This window comes from Microbacterium sp. K27 (assembly GCF_004794435.1).
Lineage (GTDB): Bacteria > Actinomycetota > Actinomycetes > Actinomycetales > Microbacteriaceae > Microbacterium > Microbacterium maritypicum_A.
Genome location: NZ_SSDK01000025.1, coordinates 13,061 through 33,554 on the forward strand (window position 1 = coordinate 13,061; position 20,494 = coordinate 33,554).

Consider the following 20,494-nt stretch of genomic DNA (forward strand, 5'->3'; position numbering starts at 1 on the left):
CGGTCTTCGAGATCCCACTGCGCGCCGTCCGTACTCGCGTGCGATGCCGTCGATTCGTCCTGCAGCGCCTGTGCGGCGCCGAAGAGGTGGACGTCCGAGCGCTTCTCCGCGTTCGCGAGTACACGATCGACCGTGTGGTCGTCGGTGGAGGGTGTGGTGGTCTCCGTCATCCGTTCCTTGTCTCTGGGATTTGTTGCGAGCCTTAACCTTAGCCCGCGCTGTCCGGTACGCTCACCGTATGGGGTCAGATCACTACTTCACTGCGGCCCCGGCAAGCCCCGAGAATCTGCGTAAGATCCGCGTATCACTCGCGGGTCGAGAGCTCGAAGTCACCACCGCCGGTGGGGTCTTCAGCCCGGATCGTCTCGACGCCGGCACTGCAGTGCTCCTCGCCAACATGCCCCCGGTACCCCCGGGCGGCGATCTTCTCGACCTCGGCAGCGGTTGGGGTCCGGTGACATTGTCGATGGCCCTCGCCGCTCCCCATGCGACGGTGTGGGCCGTCGACGTGAATGAGCGTGCCCTCGATCTGGTGCGTCGCAACGCCGCAGCTCTCGGGCTCACCAATGTCAACGCATCCCTGCCCGACGATGTTCCCGAGCACGTCTCATTCCGTACGATCCGATCGAATCCGCCGATCCGCGTCGGGAAGAACGAACTCCACGGCCTTCTGGAGCGATGGATCCCGCGCCTCGACGAGCGCAGCGATGCCTGGCTGGTCGTGCAGCGCAATCTCGGTGCGGATTCGCTCCAGCGGTGGATCGGATCGACCTTCCAGCCCGGCTACAGCGTCTTCCGCACCGCTACGGGCAAGGGCTATCGCATCCTGAAAGTGCGCAAGCACGGAAACCCGCCGACGGAGCCGATCATTCTCGGATGAGGCCGATGCGGGCCTGCCGAAGCCGACGGTCAGGACCTCAGGCGAGGTCGACCTCGCCTTGGAACACGAGCTGAGCCGGCCCGGAGAGAGCGACGTGCTCACCGTCTTCCGCCGGGAACATTCGAACGCCGAGCGTCCCCCCGGGCACCTCGACCTGCCAGTTGCTCGGAGCGTTCTCGCCCGCCCAGTAGCGCACCGCCAGGGCCGTCGCCGCGACACCCGTGCCGCAGCTCAGAGTCTCTCCGACCCCGCGCTCATAGACACGCATGCTCACATGTCCGATACCGTCGCGCACGAGCGGTTCGCCGGGTACGACGAACTCGATGTTGGCTCCCGCGGGCAGCAGCGGGTCGAGGCCGGGCGCACGGTGGAGCTCGAGGGACGCGAGCTCAGCCTCCGACGCGAGCGCCACCACGACGTGCGGATTCCCGACGTCGATTCCGAGACCTGGACGGGTGACAGACAAGCCGTCGACGCGAACGAGCGGGTCATCCCCGGAGAGCTTCCACCGGCCGAGGTCGACCTGATATCCCGTCGCGCTTCGGGTGACATCGCGCACTCCCGCCCGCGTGCCGATCGGCAAGGTCGAGCCGGGTTCGATCGCCGCAAGGCCGGAGCGCACGAGATAGTGGGCGAACACGCGGACGCCGTTCCCGCACATCTCGGCGACCGATCCATCGGCATTGCGGTAGTCCATGAACCATTCCGCCTGCGGCTCTTCGTCGAGTGCAGCCGCACCGTCGGGAATCGCCGACGACTTCACCACGCGGAGGATTCCGTCTGCACCGATGCCGAAGTGACGATCGCAGAGCACGGCGACCTGCTCGACGGTGAGGTCGAGCTCACCGTCCGGGTCAGCGATGATGATGAAATCGTTGCCCGTGCCGTGCCCCTTGGTGAATGCGACCATGGGTCCAGTCTAGAGATCGTCGCGGACTTCTCCGTCCCGCGCGAGCCGGTACCGACCGCAGAGAAAGTTCCGGTTTCGCGCCACCTCGATCAACTCGAGGTCGAGTCTGCGCGGAAGCAACGGGGCTCCCGAGCCGAGGGCGACGGGTGCGTATTGCACCCACACCTCATCGAGCAGCCCGGCGTCAGCGAACTGCCCCGCCAGGTCTCCGCCGCCCACGACCCAGAGGTCTTTCCCACCCGCCGCCTGCGCCATCTCCGCATGCACCGTGCGGATGTCGGCCTGCGTCAGTCGGACATCGCCCTCCTTCGGGAGGTCGAGTGGACGGTGGGTGAACACCCACGTGGGCTGGCTGTACCCCCAGCGGCCCTCTTCATGGCGCATCACCCACTCGTAGGTGGAGGACCCCATCGCCAGGGCGCCGATGTTCCGCTCGAAACCCGTGTACGCCATCGGTCCGTCTTGGTCGATGTCCTGTGTGAGCAACCAGTCCAATGAGTGCTCCTCGGTGGCGATGAACCCGTCGAGGCTGGAGGCCGTGTAGAAGTGCGTCGTCATCCGGCCAGCTTCGCAGCACCCTCCGACATCGAGATCAGGCGTGGAGAAGCGTCACGGCCCGCACCGGAGCCTCCCACCACTCCAGGTCGGGATACCGCTTGAACCAGGACACCTGGCGTCGCGCATAGCGTCTCGTGAGCGCCTGGGTCTGTGCGATCGCCTCACGCTCCGTGAGGCCGCCGTCGAGCTGGGCCAGGGCCTGCGCGTACCCGATCGCGCGAGGAGCCGTTCCTCCACGCTCGAGCCCGTGCGCACGAAGATCCTCGACTTCGGCGAGGAGGCCGCCCTTCCACATGCGCTCGACTCTGGAATCCAGCCGCTCCACGAGAGAGGGGCGGTCCACATGCAGACCGATGAGACGAGTATGCGGATGCCACAGGACTGGCTTCTCCGGAAGCGAGGCACCGTGCGTCTCGCTCCCCTGCTCGAGAACCTCGAGCGCACGGATGATGCGGCGCGGATTCTGTGGATCGACGCGAGCAGCCGCTTGCGGGTCGAGAGTTCGCAGACGTTCGAGCAGATGCGCGGCCCCTCGGGTCTCGAGCTCTTGTTCGAGACGATCCCGCAGTTCCGGGTCGCGCGGAGGGAATCGGAAGTCGTAGACGACACTCGATACATAGAGACCGGATCCGCCGACGAGGATCGCGTCTCCTCCCCCGCGGTGGATCTCTTCGATCGCCTCACGAGCTCTCGGCTGGTACCACGCGACAGCCGCATCTTCGTCGACGTCGAGTACGTCGAAGAGGTGGTGCGGGATGCCCCGGCGTTCCGTCATCGAGACCTTCGCGGTGCCGACGTCCATCCCGCGATAGAGCTGCATGGCATCGGCGTTCACGACCTCGGCGGGGTTTCCCTCCGCACGCAGCGTCTCGGCCAGCTCGATCGCGAGATCGCTCTTACCGGTGCCGGTCGCCCCGACGATCGCCCAGAGACGTGGCGCTGGCACGTTCCGTCCGGTCACACGCCCACGCGCAGCGTGGGCAGACCGAGCGACACGGCCTTCGGCGCACCGTCGCCGACAGAGGCGGGGACTGCGCACGATTCCGACTGCGATCGATCCCACGCGTCGCCGCCGCGGGTCCGACGGATCTTCAGGGGCGCGCCCGTCGGATCGTCGGCGAGCAGATGGAACGGGGCGCCGTGTGTCACGGTCACGGTGACCACGTCTCCGGGGCGAGGCAGCTCGGACCCCGGGGTCACCTCGAAGTGCACCAACCTGTTGTCTTCGGCGCGTCCCGTGAGGCGGTGTGTTTCGGTATCCTTCTTGCCTTCGCCGGTCGAGACCAGCACGTCGATCTCACGGCCGACCTGCTTCTGGTTCTCCTCCAGCGAGATGCGTTCCTGCAGAGCGATCAGGCGGTTGTAGCGCGCCTGCACGATCTCCTTGGGGACCTGATCCTCCATCGTCGCCGCGGGTGTGCCCTCGCGGATCGAGTACTGGAAGGTGAACGCGCTGGAGAAACGCGCCTGCTCGACCACCCGCATCGTGTCCTCGAAGTCGTCCTCGGTCTCACCGGGGAACCCGACGATGATGTCCGTGGTGATGGCGGTATTCGGGATGCGGGCACGAACCCGCTCGAGGATCCCGAGGAAACGCTCACTCCGGTAGGAGCGGCGCATCGCCTTGAGGATGCGGTCGCTCCCTGACTGGAGCGGCATGTGCAACTGCGGCATCACGTTCGGCGTCTCGGCCATGGCGTCGATCACGTCATCGGTGAACGCCGCGGGGTGGGGACTCGTGAACCGGATCCGTTCCAGCCCCTCGATGTCGCCGGCCGCGCGCAGGAGCTTGCCGAAGGCCTGACGGTCACCGAACTCGACCCCGTAGGAGTTGACGTTCTGGCCGAGAAGCGTGACCTCGATCGCGCCGTCTTCGACCAGGAGACGGATCTCGTTCAGGATGTCGCCGGGGCGACGATCCTTCTCTTTGCCGCGCAGGCTCGGAACGATGCAGAAGGTGCAGGTGTTGTTGCAGCCGACCGAGATCGAGACCCAGCCGCTGTGCGCCGAGTCGCGCTTGGTCGGCAGCGTCGAAGGGAAGACCTCGAGCGACTCGAGGATCTCGAGCTCGGCATCGCCGTTGTGTCGCGCGCGCTCGAGCAGACCCGGCAATGAGCCCATGTTATGCGTGCCGAACACCACGTCGACCCAGGGTGCCTTGTCGAGCACGGCCTGCTTGTCCATCTGTGCCAGGCAGCCGCCGACGGCGATCTGCATGCCTTCCTTGCGACGCTTGACGGAAGCGAGGTGCCCGAGGGTGCCGTACAGCTTGCCTGCCGCGTTGTCGCGGACGGCGCAGGTGTTGATGATCACCACGTCGGCCTCGTCACCGTCGACGGCTCTCACATAGCCGGCGCTCTCCAACGAGCCCGAGAGCCGCTCGGAGTCGTGCACGTTCATCTGGCACCCGAAGGTGCGCACTTCATACGATCGCTGTCGTCCGTCGTCGTCGACGGCTGCCGACGACGCGCCGATGATCGTCGGTTCGCTGCGCGGGATAGTCATGATCTCCCCATTGTACGAGCCGTTGCTGAGCTGTCGCGGCGTCCCGGCATCAGTCCGAGTCGACGAATCGGACCCCGGACGTGGAACCTCCGAAGGAGTTCTCCCGCAGCGCAGCCTTCGCGGCTTTCATCGCCACGGCTCCGTTGTAGCCGCGTCGTGAGAGCTGGCCCACCAGCCGCCGCAGAGCCGTGTCGTGATCGAGCCGGCTCATCGACCGCGCCTTGCCGCGAGCGAACTCCAGCGCGCGATCGTCATCGTCGTCCGGCAACTCATCGAGAGCACCGTCGACCACATCGCGCGGAATGCCGCGCTGCGCGAGTGCGCGAGACAACGCGACCCGTCCCTGTCCCTTCCGCTCGACGCCCGATGTCACCAGCACGGCGGCGAGGGCGGCGTCGTCGAGATAGCCGCGACGGGAGAAGTCATCGATCACCTCGTCGACGACCGCACCGTCGAGGCCGACGCCTCGCAGGACCTGTCGGGCCTCCGAGATGGACAACGATCGCGCCCGCAGCTTACGGACGAGAGACTCCTCCGCGGCCACACGCACCTCGTCCGGCGATGCCTTCTCGTCGGCGCCGGCATCGTCGCTCTCTCCGCCGCCGAGTGCGCGAAGGTGAGGAGCGGACTTCGTCGGGCGCGTCGACGCTGTGGCGGAACTGCCCCTGATCCCCCGCGCGGGATGACGATCGCTGGGAGTACCCGCGTCGGACGCGTCGATGTGCGAGCCACTGTCCGGAGGGGCATCCCAGGTCGTGCGCCAGACCGCCGCGTCGCTGGCGCGGGGATCGTCCGTCGACTGGTCGTCGCCTTCCGCCAGGCGAGGCGGCGGCGTGTGCGTTTGCTTCTTCGACCCACCGCCGAAGAGGGGGATGATGGGGGCGATCCGGTCGGGATCGCCCCCACGCGTGTCGTTCATCAGGCCGGACGACGCTCAGCGAGCTCGTCTGCAGCTGCCGGTACCGAAGCGGGGCCGCCGATACCGAGCTTCTGCTTGATCTGCGTCTCGATCGCCAGCGCGATATCGGGGTTGTTCAACAGGAAGGTGCGCGCGTTCTCTTTGCCCTGGCCCAGCTGGTCACCGTCGTAGGTGTACCACGAGCCCGACTTCTTCACGATGGCGTGCTCGACGCCGAAGTCGATCAGGCTGCCCTCACGGGAGATGCCGACGCCGTAGAGGATGTCGAACTCGGCCTGCTTGAACGGCGGCGCCATCTTGTTCTTGACCACCTTGACCCTGGTGCGGTTTCCGACGGCGTCGGTTCCGTCCTTGAGGGTCTCGATACGACGGATGTCCATGCGGACCGAGGCGTAGAACTTCAGCGCCTTACCACCGGCGGTCGTCTCGGGCGAGCCGAAGAAGACGCCGATCTTCTCGCGAAGCTGGTTGATGAAGATCATCGTCGTGTTGGTCTGGTTCAGGCCACCGGTGAGCTTACGCAGCGCCTGCGACATGAGTCGCGCCTGCAGACCGACGTGCGAGTCGCCCATCTCGCCCTCGATCTCGGCGCGGGGCACGAGCGCCGCCACGGAGTCGATGACGATGAGGTCGATGGCTCCCGAGCGCACGAGCATGTCGGCGATCTCGAGGGCCTGCTCACCGGTGTCGGGCTGCGACACCAGGAGCGCGTCGATGTCGACGCCGAGCTTCGCGGCGTAGTCGGGGTCGAGCGCGTGTTCGGCGTCGATGAACGCGGCGATGCCGCCTGCGCGCTGAGCGTTCGCGATCGCATGCAGGGTGAGGGTCGTCTTACCCGAGGACTCCGGTCCGTAGATCTCGACGATTCGACCACGCGGGAGGCCTCCGACGCCGAGAGCGACGTCGAGGGCGATGGAGCCGGTGGGGATGACCGCCACGGGGGCGCGCTCATCGCTGCCCAGCCGCATGACCGAGCCCTTTCCGAACTGGCGATCGATCTGGGCGAGGGCGGTCTCGAGGGACTTCTCGCGGTCGGCGGGTGATGGCATGATGTGCTCCTTCTGCGCGCGTGATGCCGCCTGTAGGCTGTCGCGGCTCTCCCGGTTGGGAGAAACTCTCCGACAAGGCGTAATGGCTCTTCGGCTTGTTTTCCACCGTAGGAGAGGCCACCGACATCGATGCGGAGAGCTCACATACCGTGCAGAACAGATTCCCTGAACCACTTGTGCAGAAGACTACGCCCGCTTCGAACAGATCTTCGACGACACGCCGTGGATCTCAGGTCGTGTCCCGTAGGCATCGGAGATCGACGAACGACTCAGCGTCCGCGCGGCTCTTGCCGACCGACGCCGTGTCGCCTGTTCTCCGGAACATCCATCTCGACGCACAGGGCCAACCAGATGTCGCGTGGTGGGGTTCCCTCGGCCAGCGCCTCGAGCGCGGTTCGACCGCCGACAGCGCTGAGCGTCAGGTCGTTCACCAGAGAGGACGCGCGCGCCTGAAACTCGGTCTCGACGGCGCGAAGGAACTCACTACGACGCATGGCTTCCCCGACCGGGGATCAGTGCAGCGAAAGCTGAGGTTCGATCGACGCGACGAGGTCGTCGGGAACGACGTCCGGGAAGACCTGGATGCCCTCGAGCACCGAGATGCGGTCTCCGACCTCGCGCATGATCGTCGAAATGGGAACGTCGAGCGCGTCGGCGACGGAAGCGAGGATCTCGCTCGACGCCTCCTTCTGCCCACGCTCGACCTCGCTGAGGTAGCCGAGCGCAACCGACGCCTTGCTTGCGACCTGCCGGAGCGTGCGCCCCTTCTGCAGGCGGAAGTCCCTCAGCACATCGCCGATTTCCTGTCGTACAAGAATCATCGGAACCTCCTCCCCATGTGATCGTTCGAGGTCTCCCCCGATGAGACAGCCAGTCTAGTACCCCTGGCATGCACAGAATCTACCCCTGCACTCTGTGGTTTAAGTGTGAGCACATCAGAGATAACCACCCCGGCGGTCCTGCTATTCCGCCAGCATCGCGCGCAGTTCTTCGAGCGCTGCCGCGACCGTCTGCGCGCGGATCGAGTCGCGATCTCCGAGGAAACGGAAGGCCGTCGTCCTCATCGCCGCCGGCGTCGCCACGCCGATGTGCACCGTGCCGACCGGTTGCCCGTCGGGGGAATCCGGACCGGCGATTCCCGTCGTCGACACCCCGACATCGGCCGGCGACCCACCGACGCTCACGACACTCCTCACTCCGTCTGCCATCTGCAGCGCGACCTGCGGATGCACCGGCCCGTGCACGGCGAGAAGATTCGCGTCGACGCCCAACACCGACGCCTTCACCGGCGTCGCGTACGCCACCACCCCGCCGAGCAACACCGTGGACGCGCCGGGAACCGAGACCAGGTCGGCGCACAGGGCGCCGCCGGTCAGCGACTCCGCGACTCCGAGCGTCCATCCCCGTCGACCCAGCGCCGCGAGGACGGCAGCAGCCGCGTCGCTCACGACTTCCGGCGCGAGCCGCGGACCTGCGCCACGATGTAGTCGATACCGCTCGCGACCGTGAGCACCAGGACGATGAGCATGAGGATGAAGGTGATCAACGTCCATGCATCGAGACCGACGAGATAGTGCAGCGGAAGCAACGCCCAGCCGAGCGCCACACCTTGGAACGCCGTCTTGATCTTGCCCATCCAAGCCGCAGCGACGACATGCTCGCTGGCGACCATGAGCCGGTGGATCGTGATCCCCCACTCGCGCACGAGGATGACGGCGACGATCCACCAGCCGACCTCTCCGAGGAGGGCGAGTCCGATGAACCCGGCCCCCGTGAGCATCTTGTCGGCGATGGGATCCCAGAGCTTGCCGAAATCGCTGACGATGTCGTACTTGCGCGCGAGGTAGCCGTCGACCCAGTCCGTGGAGATCCCCACGATGAAGATGACCGCGGCCGTCCACCGGAGGCCGGGCTCGGCGAGGCCGTAGGTTCCGCCCATCAGCAACAGGACGAAGAAGACGACCGCCAGCGGGATGCGCGCGACGGTGATGGCGTTGGGCAGCTGCCGCGGGATGGCCATCAGTCGCGTCCCGTCAGGCCCCAGGCGTCTTCGTCGCCCTCGGCCTCCACCTCTGGAAGCCCCTCATACTGGGCAGCGATCGGATCGTGCGTCTGGGGCAGGGGTGGCACCGGCGGAGCGACAGGGGCGGCGGAAGCGGGTGGCGACGTCGGAACGTCGTCACCGCGCAGCTTCGCCATCACCTGTGGGAGCTGCTCGGCCGTGGCCAGCACGTCGCGCGCCTTGGAGCCCTCGGACGGGCCGACGATCTCACGTGACTCCAGCAGGTCCATGAGGCGACCGGCCTTCGCGAAGCCGACCCGCAGCTTGCGCTGGAGCATCGAGGTCGATCCGAACTGCGACGAGACGATGAGCTCGGCAGCCGCGAGCAGCAGTTCCAGGTCGTCGCCGATGTCCTCGTCGACTTCCTTCTTCTTGGTCGGCTCCATCGCCTCCTGCACGTCGGGACGATAGTCCGGACGAGCCTGGCGGGTGACGTGCTTGACGACCGCGTCGATCTCCTTCTCGTCGACCCACGCGCCCTGCAGACGGAACGGCTTCGACGAGCCCATCGGCGAGAACAGCGCGTCACCCTGACCGATGAGCTTGTCCGCCCCGGGGCTGTCGAGGATGACGCGGCTGTCGGTGACACTGGTGACGGCGAAGGCCAGTCGAGACGGGACGTTCGCCTTGATGAGTCCGGTGACGACGTCGACGCTCGGCCGCTGGGTCGCGAGGACGAGGTGGATGCCGGAGGCTCGCGCGAGCTGCGTGATGCGCACGATCGAGTCCTCCACGTCGCGAGGGGCGACCATCATGAGGTCGGCGAGCTCGTCGACCACGACCAGGAGGTACGGGTACGGCTTCAGAACGCGCTCGCTGCCCACCGGGAGCTCGACCTCCCCGGCGCGCACGGCACGGTTGAAGTCATCGATATGACGGAAGCCGAAAGACGCGAGGTCGTCGTACCTCATGTCCATCTCCTTCACGACCCACTGCAGCGCTTCGGCCGCCTTCTTGGGGTTCGTGATGATGGGCGTGATCAGGTGCGGGACACCGGCGTAGCTGGTGAGCTCCACGCGCTTCGGGTCGATGAGGACCATGCGCACATCGGCGGGCCGCGCCCGCATCAGCAGGCTGGTGATCATGGAGTTCACGAAGCTCGACTTACCGGAGCCGGTGGAACCGGCCACCAGGAGGTGCGGCATCTTCGCGAGGTTCGCGATGACGATGTTGCCGCCGACGTCCTTGCCCACGCCGATCGTCATCGGATGCGTGCTCTTCTGCGCGGCGGGCGAACGCAGCACGTCGCCGAGTGCGACCATCTCCTTGTCGGCGTTGGGAATCTCGATGCCGATCGCGCTCTTGCCCGGGATCGGCGAGAGGATGCGGACGTCGTTCGAGGCGACCGCGTAGGCGAAGTTGTTGCTCAGCTGAAGAATCTTCTCGACCTTGACGCCGTGGCCGACCTCGACCTCGTACTGGGTGACCGTCGGGCCGCGCGAGAAGCCGGTGACCTTCGCATCCACCTTGAACTGCGACAGCACACTGGTGATCTGCTCGATCACCTTGTCGGTGGCCTCGGAGCGCATCACCGGAGGCGGCCCTTCGACCAGAAGACCGGGAGAGGGCAGGATGTACGGCGTCACGGGCGCCTGCGGCCCGCGGTCGCCTGGCCCCTCGGTGCCGAAGCCGTCGAGGCCGGGAAGCTCCGGCGCCTCTCCGGTGTCGGACGAGTCGTCGAGCAGCGCCGTGGTCTGCTGCTCCGCGAGCGAATCGGCGACGGACCTCACGTCGGACAGCACCTCGGTGGCGGCGTCGTACGGGTTCTCGACGACGACGGCCTGGTCATAGGCGGGAGTCGGGTCGGACGTCGTGAGCAGCGCGGTGATGTCGTCGGAGCCGAGCGTGCCTTCGTCGGGGTCCTCTTCGCGGCCGGTCTTGTTGCGCCGCCACCACGGCAGCACGTCGGGATCGTCGACCTTGTCGGCGTCGTCGATCGCCGCGGAGTCTTTGGTCGACTTCTCCGGACGCTCGGCATCGAACATCCAGGCGTAGAGATCGCCGAGACGGGCGCCGATGCGGTTCGGCGGAGTCTTGGTGAGGATGAGGATGCTGAGCGCCGCCAGCAGCGACAGCACGATGTACGCGGGGATGTCGGTGAGGTAGCTGAGCGGCTGGCCGAGCATCCATCCGAAGAGTCCGCCGGACTCGCTCAGTGCGAGCATGCCCTCCTTGGGCTGAGGGCCGTCCCCCGCGACGTGGCAGAAGCCGGCGAGCGTCAGGACGAACAACCCGAAACCGATTCCGATGCGGCCGTTGTCGTGAACCGACGAAGGGTGGCGGAAGAGCCATCCGGCGAGCAGGAGCAGCAGAACGGGCATCACGAATGCGACGCGCCCGATCAGCCCTCCGACCGAATACGCGCTGATGTTCGCAGCGACCTCGTTGCCGATGAAGAACCACTCGTTGACCGCTCCGAGCACGGCGAGGAGCACGAGGAGGAAGGGAAAACCGTCGCGACGATCGTCTTTCTCGAGAGTCTCGGGGCCGAACGCGCGGAAGAGTCCGCCGACGCCGTGCGCCAGCCCGACCCAGGCCCGGACGGCGACCGGCGGCTTGTCTGCCTCGTCGATGTACTTCTTGGGAGCGGGCTGCGCCTTGCGAGCGGGCTGGGCCTTGGGAGCCGTCTGCCGCTTGGGGCGCGACGGTGCGCTGGTCGACGCGCTCTCTGTCTTCGTGGTACTCCTGGCCATGCTCTCACGTTACGTCCAACAGCCGACATCTCCGCGTAATGACGCGGCTTTCCATGGATCCGAGGGGCGCGATTACGCCGTGCCGCGAGCCATCGTGTCGCGGGTCGCGCCCTGACTCACCACGGCAAAACCCTCGGCTCGATACAGGTTGCGCGCGAAGTTGTCCCGTTCCACGCTCAGGCTGATCCGGGCATGCCCCTGCGAGCCCGCCAGGTGCACGACGCCGCGCAGCAGCGCCCGCCCGACGCCTCGGGCACGCCAGAGCGGGTGCACACCGATGATCAGCTCCGGGACCGCGACACCGATGAAACCGAACCCGGGATCGTTCTGCGGGAGCACCCGGTACCAGGCCGCACCCACCGGTGTACCGTCGTCGCCGGCAGCCACCAGTCCGTCGTCCGCCATGCGCTTCCAGCCCGCGAGGTAGCGCCGGTGGTCGGGCGACGTCAGCACCTCATGACGGGGACGCACTCCCCCGGCGCGCCAATTGGCGGCCTCGACGAGCATGTCGCCGAGGAACGTCGCATCCGTCTGCGCCGCCCTGCGAAGGGAGAAGTCCCTGTACATGACGCGAGCATAGGACGTCGGTGTTACATCGGGATGACGCTCACCCGTGAGTGCGAGACGACTCGCCTGTCGTCATGCCTCGATGACGAGCGGCACGATCATCGGACGGCGACGCAGCCGCTGGTTCACCCAGCGACCGATCGTGCGTCGCACGACCTGCGACAGTGCGTGGGTGTCGCGGACGCCGTTGCCCGACGCCTCCTTGAGCGCAGCGACGATCTTCGGCGTGACGTCGTCGAACACCGAGTCGTCCTCGGCGACACCGCGCGCGTGGATCTCGGGACCGGAGATGATGCGTCCGGTGCCGGCGTCCACGACCACGATCACGGAGATGAAGCCTTCCTCGCCGAGGATGCGGCGATCCTTGAGGTCGGCATCGGTGATCTCTCCGACGGTGGAGCCGTCGACGTAAACGAATCCGAGGTCGAGCTGCCCGGTGACCTTCGCGACGCCGTCCTTGAGGTCGATCACGGTGCCGTTCGAGGCGATGATCGTGTTCTCCTCGGAGATACCGGTGTCCTGCGCGAGCTTGGCATTCGCGATCAGGTGCCGATACTCGCCGTGCACGGGGAGGACGTTCTTCGGCCTCAGGATGTTGTAGCAGTAGATCAGCTCACCGGCGGCGGCGTGCCCGGAGACGTGCACCTTCGCATTCGCCTTGTGCACGACGTTCGCGCCGAGCTTGGTCAGTCCGTCGATGACGCGATACACGGCGTTCTCGTTGCCGGGGATGAGGCTGGAGGCGAGGATGACGGTGTCACCCTCGCTGATCTCGATCGCGTGGTCCATGTTCGCCATGCGGCTGAGCACGGCCATCGGCTCGCCCTGGGAGCCCGTCGACATGTAGACGATCTGCTCGTCCGGCAGGTCGCGCGCCTTCTTGAAGTCGATCAGCACCCCGTCCGGCACCTTGAGGTAGCCGAGCTGCTCGGCGATGGTCATGTTGCGGACCATGCTGCGGCCGAGGAACGCGACACGGCGGCCGTTGGCGTGCGCGGCGTCGATCACCTGCTGCACGCGGTGGACGTGGCTGGAGAAGCTCGCGACGATGACGCGACGGGGCGCCTTCGCGATCACCTGGTCGAGCACGGGACCGATGGAGCGCTCCGTCGGGGTGAAGCCGGGGACGTCGGCGTTCGTCGAGTCGACGAGGAACAGGTCCACGCCCTCTTCACCGAGGCGGGCGAACGCACGCAGGTCGGTGATCCGACCGTCCAGCGGCAGCTGGTCCATCTTGAAGTCACCGGTGGCGAGCACCATTCCTGCGGGTGTGCGGATGGCGACGGCCAGTGCATCGGGGATCGAGTGGTTGACGGCGACGAACTCGAGGTCGAACGGACCGACCCGCTCCTGCTGCCCCTCTTTCACCGTGAGCGTGAAGGCCTTGATCCGATGCTCTTTGAGCTTCGCCTCGACCAATGCGAGGGTGAGGCCCGAGCCGATCAGGGGGATGTCGCTCTTGAGCCGGAGCAGATACGGAACCGCGCCGATGTGGTCTTCATGACCGTGCGTGAGCACCACGCCGACGATGTCGTCGAGCCGGTCGCGGATGGGCTCGAAGTCGGGAAGGATCAGATCGACACCGGGCTGGTGCTCCTCGGGGAAGAGCACACCGCAGTCGACGATCAGGATCTTCCCGTCGTACTCGAACATGGTCATGTTACGACCGATCTCGCCGAGTCCGCCGATCGGGATGACCCGCAGCGTCCCTTCGTCGAGAGCGGTCGGTTCTACCAGGGGAATGGACATGCTGTCTCCTCAGTCGGACACTCCGCGCGTCCGTTCGTTCATGGCGACGCGACTCAGCGCGTCGTGCCGTGCACCTTCGGCAGGGCACCACCCGCAGCCGCGTTGCGGTCGGGTCGGAAGTTCGAGAAATCGGCTCCGGGAACGTTCTGCACGAGGTCGAGCTCATCCTCGATGAGCGCGGCCTCCCATTCCTCGGGACCGACCAGGGGAAGGCGAACGCGCGGGCTCGAGATGCGACCGAGTCCGTGCAGGATGTACTTGGCCGCAACGGTTCCGGGCACGTGGGTCATCACAGCGCGAACGAGCGGTTCGAGGCGCTTGTGCTCGGCGGTCGCCGTGGCGAGGTCGCCGGCGTTCACCGCGTCGATGATCGTGCGGTACGGCGCCGCTGCGACGTTCGCCGTCACGCCGATGAGACCGGTCGCGCCGATCGCCAGGTGCGGCAGCACGTTCGCGTCATCTCCGGAGAAGTACATCAGATCGGTCTGGTTCAGCACGCGGCTCACCTCGGAGAAGTCGCCCTTGGCGTCTTTCACGGCGAGGATGTTCGGGTGCTTCGCGAGACGCAGGATGGTCTCGTACTTGATGGGCACACCCGTGCGTCCCGGGATGTCGTAGAGGATCACGGGGAGGTCGGTCGCATCGGCGACCAGACGGAAGTGCGTGAGGATGCCGGCCTGCGTGGGCTTGTTGTAGTAGGGCGTGACGATCATGATGCCGTCGGCGCCGGCCTTCTCGCTGGCCTTGTAGAGCTCGATCGCGTGCGCTGTCTCGTTGGAGCCTCCGCCGGTGATGATCTTGGCCCGCCCCGCGGAGACGGACTTGCCCACCTCGACGAGCTTGAGCTTCTCGGGGTCCGTCAGGGTCGAGGTCTCGCCTGTCGTCCCGGTCACGACGATGCCGTCCGCTCCCGCGGTGATCACGTCATCGATGTGCTTCTCGACGGCGGGCCAGTCGACTTCGCCGTCGGCCGTCATCGGAGTGACGAGCGCGACGAGAACCTGCCCGAATGGGTTGCCCGAGTGCGTCATAGACCCAGCGTATCGGTTCGGCTGCCGCTCATGCGGACGCGGTGACGCGCGAGACGTCGCCGATCTACGCTCGAAGCATGGCATGGGTCACACGAGGCACCGAGACGAAGTACGAGAACGCGTGGATCCGGGTGCGGGAGGACCGGGTCACAGGACCAGCGGGCGCGGACGGCATCTATGGTGTCGTCACCATGCAGCACCCGGCGGTCTTCATCGTCGCCGTGGACGAGGAAGACCGTGTGTGTCTCGTCACGATCGACCGCTACACCGTGGGGACGACCATCGAGGTCCCCGCTGGCGGCAGCGACGGGGAAGACCCCCTGCTCGCGGCGAGACGCGAGCTCCGGGAGGAGACCGGATTCGAAGCCGGTGAGTGGACGGCCCTGGGCACCATGCACGCTCTGAACGGGATCGCCGAGGCGCCCGAACACGTCTTCCTCGCACGCGCTCTGCGCCCGGTCGCAGAGGACGACGCCGAGAACGGGAGCGACGCCGCCGAGAGCCAGGCCGAAGAAGGCATCCAGGCCGTCTCGTGGGTACCTTTCGCGCACGTGCTGCGCATGATCGCCGACGGCGACATCACCGACGGAGAGACCATCGCGGCGATCGCCAAGGCGGGGATCCTGCTCGGCAGGTTCCACTGACCGCTGCCGATCAGATGACCGCTGCCGGTCAGACGCGGCCTCGGCGCGCCACGCGGGAGGTGAGCGTGCTCGGGAGGAGGCGTGTCAGCGCCACGATCACCTTGTACCGCAGCGACGGCACCGAGACCGACCTGCCACGGGCGGCATCGCGCAGGCCGACGCGCACGACGTCCCGCGCGTTCAACCACATGATGCCGGGAACGCCCTCCTGGCCCACCGCGAGCCCCATGCGCTCGTGGAAGGAGGTGTGCGTGAACCCGGGGCACAACGCCGTGACGGAGACGCCATCGCGCGTGTACTCGGCATTCGCCCAGCGGCTGAATCCGATGAGCCAGGCCTTGCAGGCGGAGTACGTCGACCGGGAGATGAAGCCGGCCACGGAAGCCACATTGATGATGCGACCGCCACGACCACGCATGGACTGCAGTGCCGCGTGCATGAGCCGCATCGACGCCTCCACATGTACACGGAGATGACGCACCTCATCGTCGATGTCGTTGTCGGCGAACTGCAGCGGAAGACCGAACCCGGCGTTGTTCACCAAGAGGTCGATGGGGTCCGCCGTGTCGCGCAGGCGCGCGGCGACCTTCTCGACGCCGGCCTCATCCGCCAGGTCGGCGGGGATGATCTCGACCGCGACCCCGTATTCGCTCCGCAGTTCGGCGCCCAGCGTCTCCAGCGCGTCCTCTGATCTCGCCACCAGGACGAGGTCGGCACGTCGCCGCGCGAGCTGACGCGCGAACTCGGCGCCCAGTCCGGCGCTGGCTCCGGTGATCAGTGCGGTGGGCATCAGCGCTCGTATCCCAGGAAGCGGTACCGCACTCCCGTGCGCGACGTGAGCCACTCCCCCTCGTCGATGAGGCGCCACCCGGTCTTCGCCGGTGCGTAGGCGTCGCCGGCGACGTCGAGATCGAGCTCGGTGACCTCCAGCCGATCGGCGTCGCCGATCACCTGTCGGAAGATCTCCGCCCCACCGATGATCCAGACCCTGTCGAGTCCGCGAACGGCCTCGGCGACGGTGGATGCACGCCGCGCGCCCTCTTCGGACCAGTCCTGCTGCCGGGTCACCACGATGTTGTCCCGTCCGGCGAGCGGGCGGAATCGCTCGGGCAGCGAGTCCCAGGTCTTGCGCCCCATCACCACGGGAGCGCCGAGGGTGACCTCCTTGAAGTGCGCCAGGTCTTCGGGCACGTGCCAGGGCATGCCACCCTCGGCACCGATGACCCCTCCGTGCGCCTCGGCCCAGATCAACCCGACCCAGGTCATACCGCCACCGCCGCCCTGATCGGCGCGTGGTGCTGATAGTCCTCCACGAGGAAGTCCTCATAGCGGTAGTCGAGAATCGATTCGGGCTTCCGCGCGAAACGCAGCGTCGGGTAGGGGTAGGGCTCACGGCTGAGCTGCTCCCGCACCTGATCGACGTGATTGTCGTAGACGTGGCAGTCTCCGCCCGTCCAGACGAAGTCTCCGGGCTCGAGGCCGACCTGCTGGGCGATCATCATGGTCAGCAATGCGTAGGAGGCGATGTTGAACGGCACACCGAGGAACATGTCGGCGCTGCGCTGGTACAGCTGACACGAGAGCTTGCCGTCGGCGACGTAGAACTGGAACAGCGCGTGACAGGGCGCGAGCGCCATGTCCGGGATGTCGGCCGGGTTCCAGGCAGACACGATGAGCCGACGGGAGTCGGGCGAGCGTCGGATCTGCTCGATCACGTCGGAGAGCTGGTCGATGCTCCCCCCGTCCGGCGTCGGCCACGAACGCCACTGCACCCCGTAGACCGGGCCGAGGTCGCCGGATTCATCGGCCCACTCGTCCCAGATCGTGACCCCGTTCTCGCGGAGCCACCCGACGTTGGAATCACCCTGCAGGAACCAGAGGAGCTCGTACGCGATGGATTTGAAGTGCACGCGCTTGGTGGTGATGAGGGGGAAGCCCTTCGACAGATCGAAGCGGATCTGACGCCCGAAGACGCTCGTCGTCCCCGTCCCGGTGCGATCGGACTTATGCGTGCCGGTCTCCAGGACGTCGCGGAGCAGGTCTTCATAAGGAGTCGGGACGGCTGCGCTCATGGCAGCCACGATACCGTCACGCTCGCCTCCTCGGGTGGAACCGCTTCCGCGCGTGGGCCCTCCGTCATCGTCGGAAACATCGACCCGATCCCGCTTCGACACGACATATCCTCGACCCATGTCACCCGCGCTCGCCCTCGGTATCGCCGCAGCACTCCTCGTGCTCGCGACGGGCATCGGCGTCGTGCTGCGCCGGCGAGACGGACGACGGCGGGACGGCGGTGCTCTCCGCTTCGATCCGGCGGACGCGGTCACCTCGGAGCTCGGGTCCCGCGCGACTCTCGTGCAGTTCAGCACCGAGATGTGCGCGCGGTGCCCACAGGTGAGACGTCTGCTCGGTTCGTATGCCGACGACCACGACGGTCTCGCCCATGTGGAGGTCGATCTGACGCACCGGCCCGATCTCTCCGCGCGCTACAAGGTGCTCCAGACGCCCACGACCTTCGTGGTCGACGGTGCCGGTGCCGTCCGCGCCAGATTCCACGGAGTGCCGACCAGGCACGCCCTCACCGAAGCCCTCACCGCCGTCTGAGCCGGAAGACCGGAGCGCCCCATGAGCACCCCCGCAGGCATCGACCCCCGAGGCCCCCGCTTCGCCGCCGCCATCACCGCGGTCCTGCTGCTGGTGGCGACGTTCCTCGCCCTGATCGGGATCTCGACTCTCCGGACCGGAATCGCCTCGTTCGGTTGGTTCGCCTACCAGCCCCTCGCCGATGCCACATTCGTTCCGTCCGGGTGGGCGATCTCCTCGGCCCCGCTCCTGCAGCGCGCTCTCGACCCGGGGTTCCTCCTCACGGTCGTCATCGCTCTCCTGTTCCTCTGGGGATTGGTCTCTCCGCAGACGGCCCCCTGGGCCACGCTGTTCCGCTCAGCGATCCGTCCACGCCTCGCCGCTCCGACGGAGCTCGAAGACCCGCGGCCGCCGCGGTTCTCGCAGGGCGTCGGGCTCTTCGTCGTGGGTGTCGGCCTCGTCCTGCACCTCCTGGGTGTTCCGTGGGCGCTGCCGATCGCGACGTCCGCGGCATTCGTCGCCGCATTCCTCAACGCCGCCTTCGCCTTCTGCCTGGGCTGCCAGCTCTACCTCCTGCTGCAGCGCGCGGGCGTCGTCGGTCGCGAAGCCACCCCCGCCTGACCGCGGTTCCGCGTCGGCAGGACGCTCGCTAGGCTGACCACGAGTCGACGCTGCGCCCGCAGCTCGAGAACCGGAGGAATCATGCCCGTCACCAGCGAAGCCGCCAGCACGTGGACCGGATCGCTCATGGAGGGATCCGGCACCGTCGCGTTCTCGTCGTCGAACCTCGGCACCTTTCCGATCAACTGGAAGGCCCGCAGCGAAGGCAGCGACACGACGACCACCCCGGAAGAGCTCATCGCCGCCGCGCACGCCTCCTGCTTCAGCATGGCGCTCTCGCACGCGCTCGCCGAGAACGGCACCCCGCCGGAGCGCGTGAACACGACGGCCTCGGTCACCTTCAAGCCCGGCGTCGGCATCACCGGCAGCCACCTCAACGTCAACGCGACGGTCCCGAACCTGACGCCCGAGGCATTCCAGGAGATCGCGAACGGCGCCAAGACCGGTTGCCCGGTGTCGCAGGCGCTCGCCGGAATCGAGATCACCCTCGAGGCCACGCTCGCCTGAGTGCGTCGTCAGGGTCGGCGTGGCGCGAGACGGATGGCCTCGCGAATGCTGGCCCTGGCGTCCTTGCGGCGGCCCGCCGCATCCTGCACCACGCCCAACCGGTAGCGCGCCCGCCAGTCCTCGCCTGCCGCATCCGCTTCGGCCGCGTACCGCGCGATGAGCGGATCCGCGTCGGCGCGGGCGATCCTGCCGCTGGGGGTCAGTTCGGTCTCAACCGGCGGCATCCCGCCTTCCGCATCGAGAAGTCGCCCGAGGCGGTCGGCACCGAATCCGAACATCATCTCGCGGATGAGCGCCCATGCTCCGATCGGCGCCAGAACGAGGAGCGTGATCCCCATACCGGTCGACACGGGTGTGCCGACCGAGATGAACATCACGGCGAGCCAGATCGCCACCGCGAGGTAGACCAGAAGCGCCGCGGCCATCAGCGCGACGCCGATGCGCGACATCACGACCGGATGCCGATGTCGATCATGTGCTCGAGACCCACGAACACACCGGTGGCCTGCACCGCGAACGGCACCGAGAGCCGGATGCCGGGGGCATAGGCGAGCGCCGAATCGATCGTGTCGTGCGTGAACGTGAGCGATTCGCCGGGACCGGAGAGGATGACCTCCTGTTTGGCGACGACACCGGGACGACGCAGCGAGTGGATCGGCACGCTGCCGACCTGCTGCCCGCGGGCGCGCTGGTCTGCGTGCGGTGCGCTGACCGGCCCCTGCTCGGCACGGGCGGCGGCGATCAGTTCCGCGGTGCGCACAGCGGTTCCACTCGGCGAGTCGATCTTGGTCTCACGATGGGCTTCGATGATCTCGGCCGAGCCGAAGAAGGGCGCAGCCGCGGCGGCCAGCGCCGAACCCAGAACGGATCCCAGCGAGAAGTTGGGGATGAACACCGCGCCGGTGCCCGCCGCTTCGACGAGAGGACGCACCAGAGCGATGCGCTCAGCCGACCAGCCGGAGGTCGCGACCAGCACGTTGATGCCGCGCTCCACGGCGGCGCGCACGACGTCGATGCTGACCTGCGGCGTCGACGCGTCGACCACGAGGTCGGCGCCGTCGAGTTCGGACAGATCACTGGATGAGGTCAGCACCCGGCTCACCTCGAAGCCCTCGAGCTCGTCGATCACCGCACCGATGATCGTGCCGAGCTTCCCGGTTCCGCCGACGAGTGCTACCTGCGTGGTCATGCGTCCAGTCTATTTCGCGGGTGACGC

The 20,494-nt window shown here is 67.1% G+C and carries 24 protein-coding genes; 5 read left to right on the forward strand and 19 right to left on the reverse strand.

Annotated features, from left to right (window positions below):
* Positions 1 to 238 precede the first annotated feature (238 nt).
* Entirely contained in the window at positions 239 to 880 is a 642-nt protein-coding gene (locus DW307_RS01320; protein ID WP_021198644.1) for a class I SAM-dependent methyltransferase, read from the forward strand.
* Positions 881 to 917: 37 nt separating this feature from the next.
* Here the strand turns inward: DW307_RS01320 and dapF are convergent, their stop codons facing one another.
* From dapF to dapA, 14 genes are all read right to left on the reverse strand, one after another.
* Positions 918 to 1,790: a diaminopimelate epimerase gene (gene dapF / locus DW307_RS01325; protein ID WP_029265520.1), complete on the reverse strand. Its 873-nt coding sequence runs from the start codon at positions 1,788 to 1,790 to the stop codon at positions 918 to 920.
* A gap of 9 nt (positions 1,791 to 1,799) precedes the next feature.
* Complete coding sequence (locus DW307_RS01330) at positions 1,800 to 2,348, reverse strand: dihydrofolate reductase family protein (protein ID WP_136023719.1); 549 nt, start codon at positions 2,346 to 2,348, stop codon at positions 1,800 to 1,802.
* Positions 2,349 to 2,382: 34 nt separating this feature from the next.
* Positions 2,383 to 3,294 (reverse strand): tRNA (adenosine(37)-N6)-dimethylallyltransferase MiaA, encoded by a 912-nt coding sequence (miaA, locus tag DW307_RS01335; protein WP_136023720.1) that lies wholly within the window; start codon positions 3,292 to 3,294, stop codon positions 2,383 to 2,385.
* An 11-nt stretch (positions 3,295 to 3,305) separates the two neighbouring features.
* Positions 3,306 to 4,853: a tRNA (N6-isopentenyl adenosine(37)-C2)-methylthiotransferase MiaB gene (gene miaB, locus DW307_RS01340; protein ID WP_136023721.1), complete on the reverse strand. Its 1,548-nt coding sequence runs from the start codon at positions 4,851 to 4,853 to the stop codon at positions 3,306 to 3,308.
* 49 nt (positions 4,854 to 4,902) lie between these two features.
* Complete coding sequence (locus tag DW307_RS01345) at positions 4,903 to 5,772, reverse strand: regulatory protein RecX (RefSeq protein ID WP_136023722.1); 870 nt, start codon at positions 5,770 to 5,772, stop codon at positions 4,903 to 4,905.
* On the reverse strand, positions 5,772 to 6,821 hold the full coding sequence (gene recA, locus DW307_RS01350) for a recombinase RecA (RefSeq protein WP_021198638.1): 1,050 nt from the start codon (positions 6,819 to 6,821) through the stop codon (positions 5,772 to 5,774). Before recA ends, DW307_RS01345 begins: the two co-directional genes overlap by 1 nt.
* Before the next feature lie 269 nt (positions 6,822 to 7,090).
* A complete protein-coding gene (locus DW307_RS01355; protein WP_021198637.1) occupies positions 7,091 to 7,315 on the reverse strand; it encodes a DUF3046 domain-containing protein in 225 nt (74 codons plus the stop codon).
* Positions 7,316 to 7,333: 18 nt separating this feature from the next.
* Positions 7,334 to 7,642: a helix-turn-helix domain-containing protein gene (locus DW307_RS01360; RefSeq protein ID WP_017830901.1), complete on the reverse strand. Its 309-nt coding sequence runs from the start codon at positions 7,640 to 7,642 to the stop codon at positions 7,334 to 7,336.
* A 141-nt stretch (positions 7,643 to 7,783) separates the two neighbouring features.
* Positions 7,784 to 8,269, reverse strand: coding sequence for a CinA family protein (locus DW307_RS01365; protein WP_240750437.1), 486 nt, complete (start codon positions 8,267 to 8,269; stop codon positions 7,784 to 7,786).
* Positions 8,266 to 8,841, reverse strand: a complete 576-nt coding sequence (pgsA, locus tag DW307_RS01370) for a CDP-diacylglycerol--glycerol-3-phosphate 3-phosphatidyltransferase (RefSeq protein WP_136023724.1) — start codon at positions 8,839 to 8,841, stop codon at positions 8,266 to 8,268. The genes DW307_RS01365 and pgsA overlap by 4 nt, the downstream gene beginning before the upstream one ends.
* Positions 8,841 to 11,576, reverse strand: a complete 2,736-nt coding sequence (locus DW307_RS01375; RefSeq protein WP_136023725.1) for a DNA translocase FtsK — start codon at positions 11,574 to 11,576, stop codon at positions 8,841 to 8,843. Before DW307_RS01375 ends, pgsA begins: the two co-directional genes overlap by 1 nt.
* A gap of 72 nt (positions 11,577 to 11,648) precedes the next feature.
* Entirely contained in the window at positions 11,649 to 12,143 is a 495-nt protein-coding gene (locus DW307_RS01380; protein ID WP_029265528.1) for a GNAT family N-acetyltransferase, read from the reverse strand.
* Between the two features lie 72 nt (positions 12,144 to 12,215).
* Positions 12,216 to 13,892 carry a ribonuclease J gene (locus tag DW307_RS01385; protein ID WP_021198632.1) on the reverse strand — a complete coding sequence of 559 codons (1,677 nt, stop codon included), beginning with the start codon at positions 13,890 to 13,892 and terminating at the stop codon, positions 12,216 to 12,218.
* 53 nt (positions 13,893 to 13,945) lie between these two features.
* Entirely contained in the window at positions 13,946 to 14,923 is a 978-nt protein-coding gene (gene dapA / locus DW307_RS01390; RefSeq protein ID WP_029259018.1) for a 4-hydroxy-tetrahydrodipicolinate synthase, read from the reverse strand.
* Between the two features lie 77 nt (positions 14,924 to 15,000).
* Here dapA and DW307_RS01395 point away from each other — a divergent pair, with 77 nt between their 5' ends.
* On the forward strand, positions 15,001 to 15,567 hold the full coding sequence (locus DW307_RS01395) for an NUDIX domain-containing protein (RefSeq protein WP_029265530.1): 567 nt from the start codon (positions 15,001 to 15,003) through the stop codon (positions 15,565 to 15,567).
* Positions 15,568 to 15,595: 28 nt separating this feature from the next.
* Here DW307_RS01395 and DW307_RS01400 read toward each other — a convergent pair whose 3' ends face one another.
* Genes DW307_RS01400 through DW307_RS01410 form a run of 3 tightly spaced genes read right to left on the reverse strand, consistent with a single transcriptional unit; the run spans position 15,596 to position 17,639 of the window.
* Complete coding sequence (locus tag DW307_RS01400) at positions 15,596 to 16,357, reverse strand: SDR family NAD(P)-dependent oxidoreductase (RefSeq protein ID WP_029265531.1); 762 nt, start codon at positions 16,355 to 16,357, stop codon at positions 15,596 to 15,598.
* Entirely contained in the window at positions 16,357 to 16,833 is a 477-nt protein-coding gene (locus DW307_RS01405) for a dihydrofolate reductase (protein WP_029259015.1), read from the reverse strand. The genes DW307_RS01400 and DW307_RS01405 overlap by 1 nt, the downstream gene beginning before the upstream one ends.
* Positions 16,830 to 17,639: a thymidylate synthase gene (locus DW307_RS01410; RefSeq protein WP_029259014.1), complete on the reverse strand. Its 810-nt coding sequence runs from the start codon at positions 17,637 to 17,639 to the stop codon at positions 16,830 to 16,832. The genes DW307_RS01405 and DW307_RS01410 overlap by 4 nt, the downstream gene beginning before the upstream one ends.
* 118 nt (positions 17,640 to 17,757) lie before the next feature.
* Between DW307_RS01410 and DW307_RS01415 the strand changes: the two genes are divergently transcribed.
* The 3 genes from DW307_RS01415 (at position 17,758) to DW307_RS01425 (ending at position 19,278) form a co-directional block, all read left to right on the forward strand.
* Positions 17,758 to 18,171, forward strand: coding sequence for a thioredoxin family protein (locus DW307_RS01415; protein ID WP_021198626.1), 414 nt, complete (start codon positions 17,758 to 17,760; stop codon positions 18,169 to 18,171).
* Positions 18,172 to 18,192: 21 nt separating this feature from the next.
* Positions 18,193 to 18,771 (forward strand): DUF4395 family protein, encoded by a 579-nt coding sequence (locus DW307_RS01420; protein WP_029265533.1) that lies wholly within the window; start codon positions 18,193 to 18,195, stop codon positions 18,769 to 18,771.
* 81 nt (positions 18,772 to 18,852) lie between these two features.
* Positions 18,853 to 19,278 (forward strand): OsmC family peroxiredoxin, encoded by a 426-nt coding sequence (locus DW307_RS01425; RefSeq protein ID WP_021198624.1) that lies wholly within the window; start codon positions 18,853 to 18,855, stop codon positions 19,276 to 19,278.
* Positions 19,279 to 19,286: 8 nt separating this feature from the next.
* On the opposite strand, the gene DW307_RS01430 is transcribed toward DW307_RS01425, so the two are convergent.
* Both DW307_RS01430 and dapB read right to left on the reverse strand, forming a co-directional pair.
* On the reverse strand, positions 19,287 to 19,727 hold the full coding sequence (locus DW307_RS01430; RefSeq protein ID WP_029259011.1) for a hypothetical protein: 441 nt from the start codon (positions 19,725 to 19,727) through the stop codon (positions 19,287 to 19,289).
* Positions 19,727 to 20,467: a 4-hydroxy-tetrahydrodipicolinate reductase gene (gene dapB, locus DW307_RS01435; RefSeq protein ID WP_021198622.1), complete on the reverse strand. Its 741-nt coding sequence runs from the start codon at positions 20,465 to 20,467 to the stop codon at positions 19,727 to 19,729. The genes DW307_RS01430 and dapB overlap by 1 nt, the downstream gene beginning before the upstream one ends.
* Between the last annotated feature and the right edge of the window lie 27 nt (positions 20,468 to 20,494).

What these genes read in the sequence shown, in the direction of transcription:
- DW307_RS01425 (WP_021198624.1), top strand. Translation starts at nt 18,853, where the DNA reads ATGCCCGTCACCAGCGAAGCCGCCAGCACGTGGACCGGATCGCTCATG.
- DW307_RS01410 (WP_029259014.1), bottom strand. Translation starts at nt 17,639, where the DNA reads ATGAGCGCAGCCGTCCCGACTCCTTATGAAGACCTGCTCCGCGACGTC.
- DW307_RS01360 (WP_017830901.1), bottom strand. Translation starts at nt 7,642, where the DNA reads ATGATTCTTGTACGACAGGAAATCGGCGATGTGCTGAGGGACTTCCGC.
- DW307_RS01355 (WP_021198637.1), bottom strand. Translation starts at nt 7,315, where the DNA reads ATGCGTCGTAGTGAGTTCCTTCGCGCCGTCGAGACCGAGTTTCAGGCG.
- DW307_RS01400 (WP_029265531.1), bottom strand. Translation starts at nt 16,357, where the DNA reads ATGCCCACCGCACTGATCACCGGAGCCAGCGCCGGACTGGGCGCCGAG.
- DW307_RS01415 (WP_021198626.1), top strand. Translation starts at nt 17,758, where the DNA reads ATGTCACCCGCGCTCGCCCTCGGTATCGCCGCAGCACTCCTCGTGCTC.
- recA (WP_021198638.1), bottom strand. Translation starts at nt 6,821, where the DNA reads ATGCCATCACCCGCCGACCGCGAGAAGTCCCTCGAGACCGCCCTCGCC.
- dapA (WP_029259018.1), bottom strand. Translation starts at nt 14,923, where the DNA reads ATGACGCACTCGGGCAACCCATTCGGGCAGGTTCTCGTCGCGCTCGTC.
- DW307_RS01430 (WP_029259011.1), bottom strand. Translation starts at nt 19,727, where the DNA reads ATGTCGCGCATCGGCGTCGCGCTGATGGCCGCGGCGCTTCTGGTCTAC.
- DW307_RS01385 (WP_021198632.1), bottom strand. Translation starts at nt 13,892, where the DNA reads ATGTCCATTCCCCTGGTAGAACCGACCGCTCTCGACGAAGGGACGCTG.
- DW307_RS01395 (WP_029265530.1), top strand. Translation starts at nt 15,001, where the DNA reads ATGGCATGGGTCACACGAGGCACCGAGACGAAGTACGAGAACGCGTGG.
- pgsA (WP_136023724.1), bottom strand. Translation starts at nt 8,841, where the DNA reads ATGGCCATCCCGCGGCAGCTGCCCAACGCCATCACCGTCGCGCGCATC.
- dapB (WP_021198622.1), bottom strand. Translation starts at nt 20,467, where the DNA reads ATGACCACGCAGGTAGCACTCGTCGGCGGAACCGGGAAGCTCGGCACG.
- DW307_RS01420 (WP_029265533.1), top strand. Translation starts at nt 18,193, where the DNA reads ATGAGCACCCCCGCAGGCATCGACCCCCGAGGCCCCCGCTTCGCCGCC.
- DW307_RS01405 (WP_029259015.1), bottom strand. Translation starts at nt 16,833, where the DNA reads ATGACCTGGGTCGGGTTGATCTGGGCCGAGGCGCACGGAGGGGTCATC.
- DW307_RS01375 (WP_136023725.1), bottom strand. Translation starts at nt 11,576, where the DNA reads ATGGCCAGGAGTACCACGAAGACAGAGAGCGCGTCGACCAGCGCACCG.
- DW307_RS01330 (WP_136023719.1), bottom strand. Translation starts at nt 2,348, where the DNA reads ATGACGACGCACTTCTACACGGCCTCCAGCCTCGACGGGTTCATCGCC.
- miaB (WP_136023721.1), bottom strand. Translation starts at nt 4,853, where the DNA reads ATGACTATCCCGCGCAGCGAACCGACGATCATCGGCGCGTCGTCGGCA.
- DW307_RS01320 (WP_021198644.1), top strand. Translation starts at nt 239, where the DNA reads ATGGGGTCAGATCACTACTTCACTGCGGCCCCGGCAAGCCCCGAGAAT.
- dapF (WP_029265520.1), bottom strand. Translation starts at nt 1,790, where the DNA reads ATGGTCGCATTCACCAAGGGGCACGGCACGGGCAACGATTTCATCATC.
- DW307_RS01345 (WP_136023722.1), bottom strand. Translation starts at nt 5,772, where the DNA reads ATGAACGACACGCGTGGGGGCGATCCCGACCGGATCGCCCCCATCATC.
- DW307_RS01380 (WP_029265528.1), bottom strand. Translation starts at nt 12,143, where the DNA reads ATGTACAGGGACTTCTCCCTTCGCAGGGCGGCGCAGACGGATGCGACG.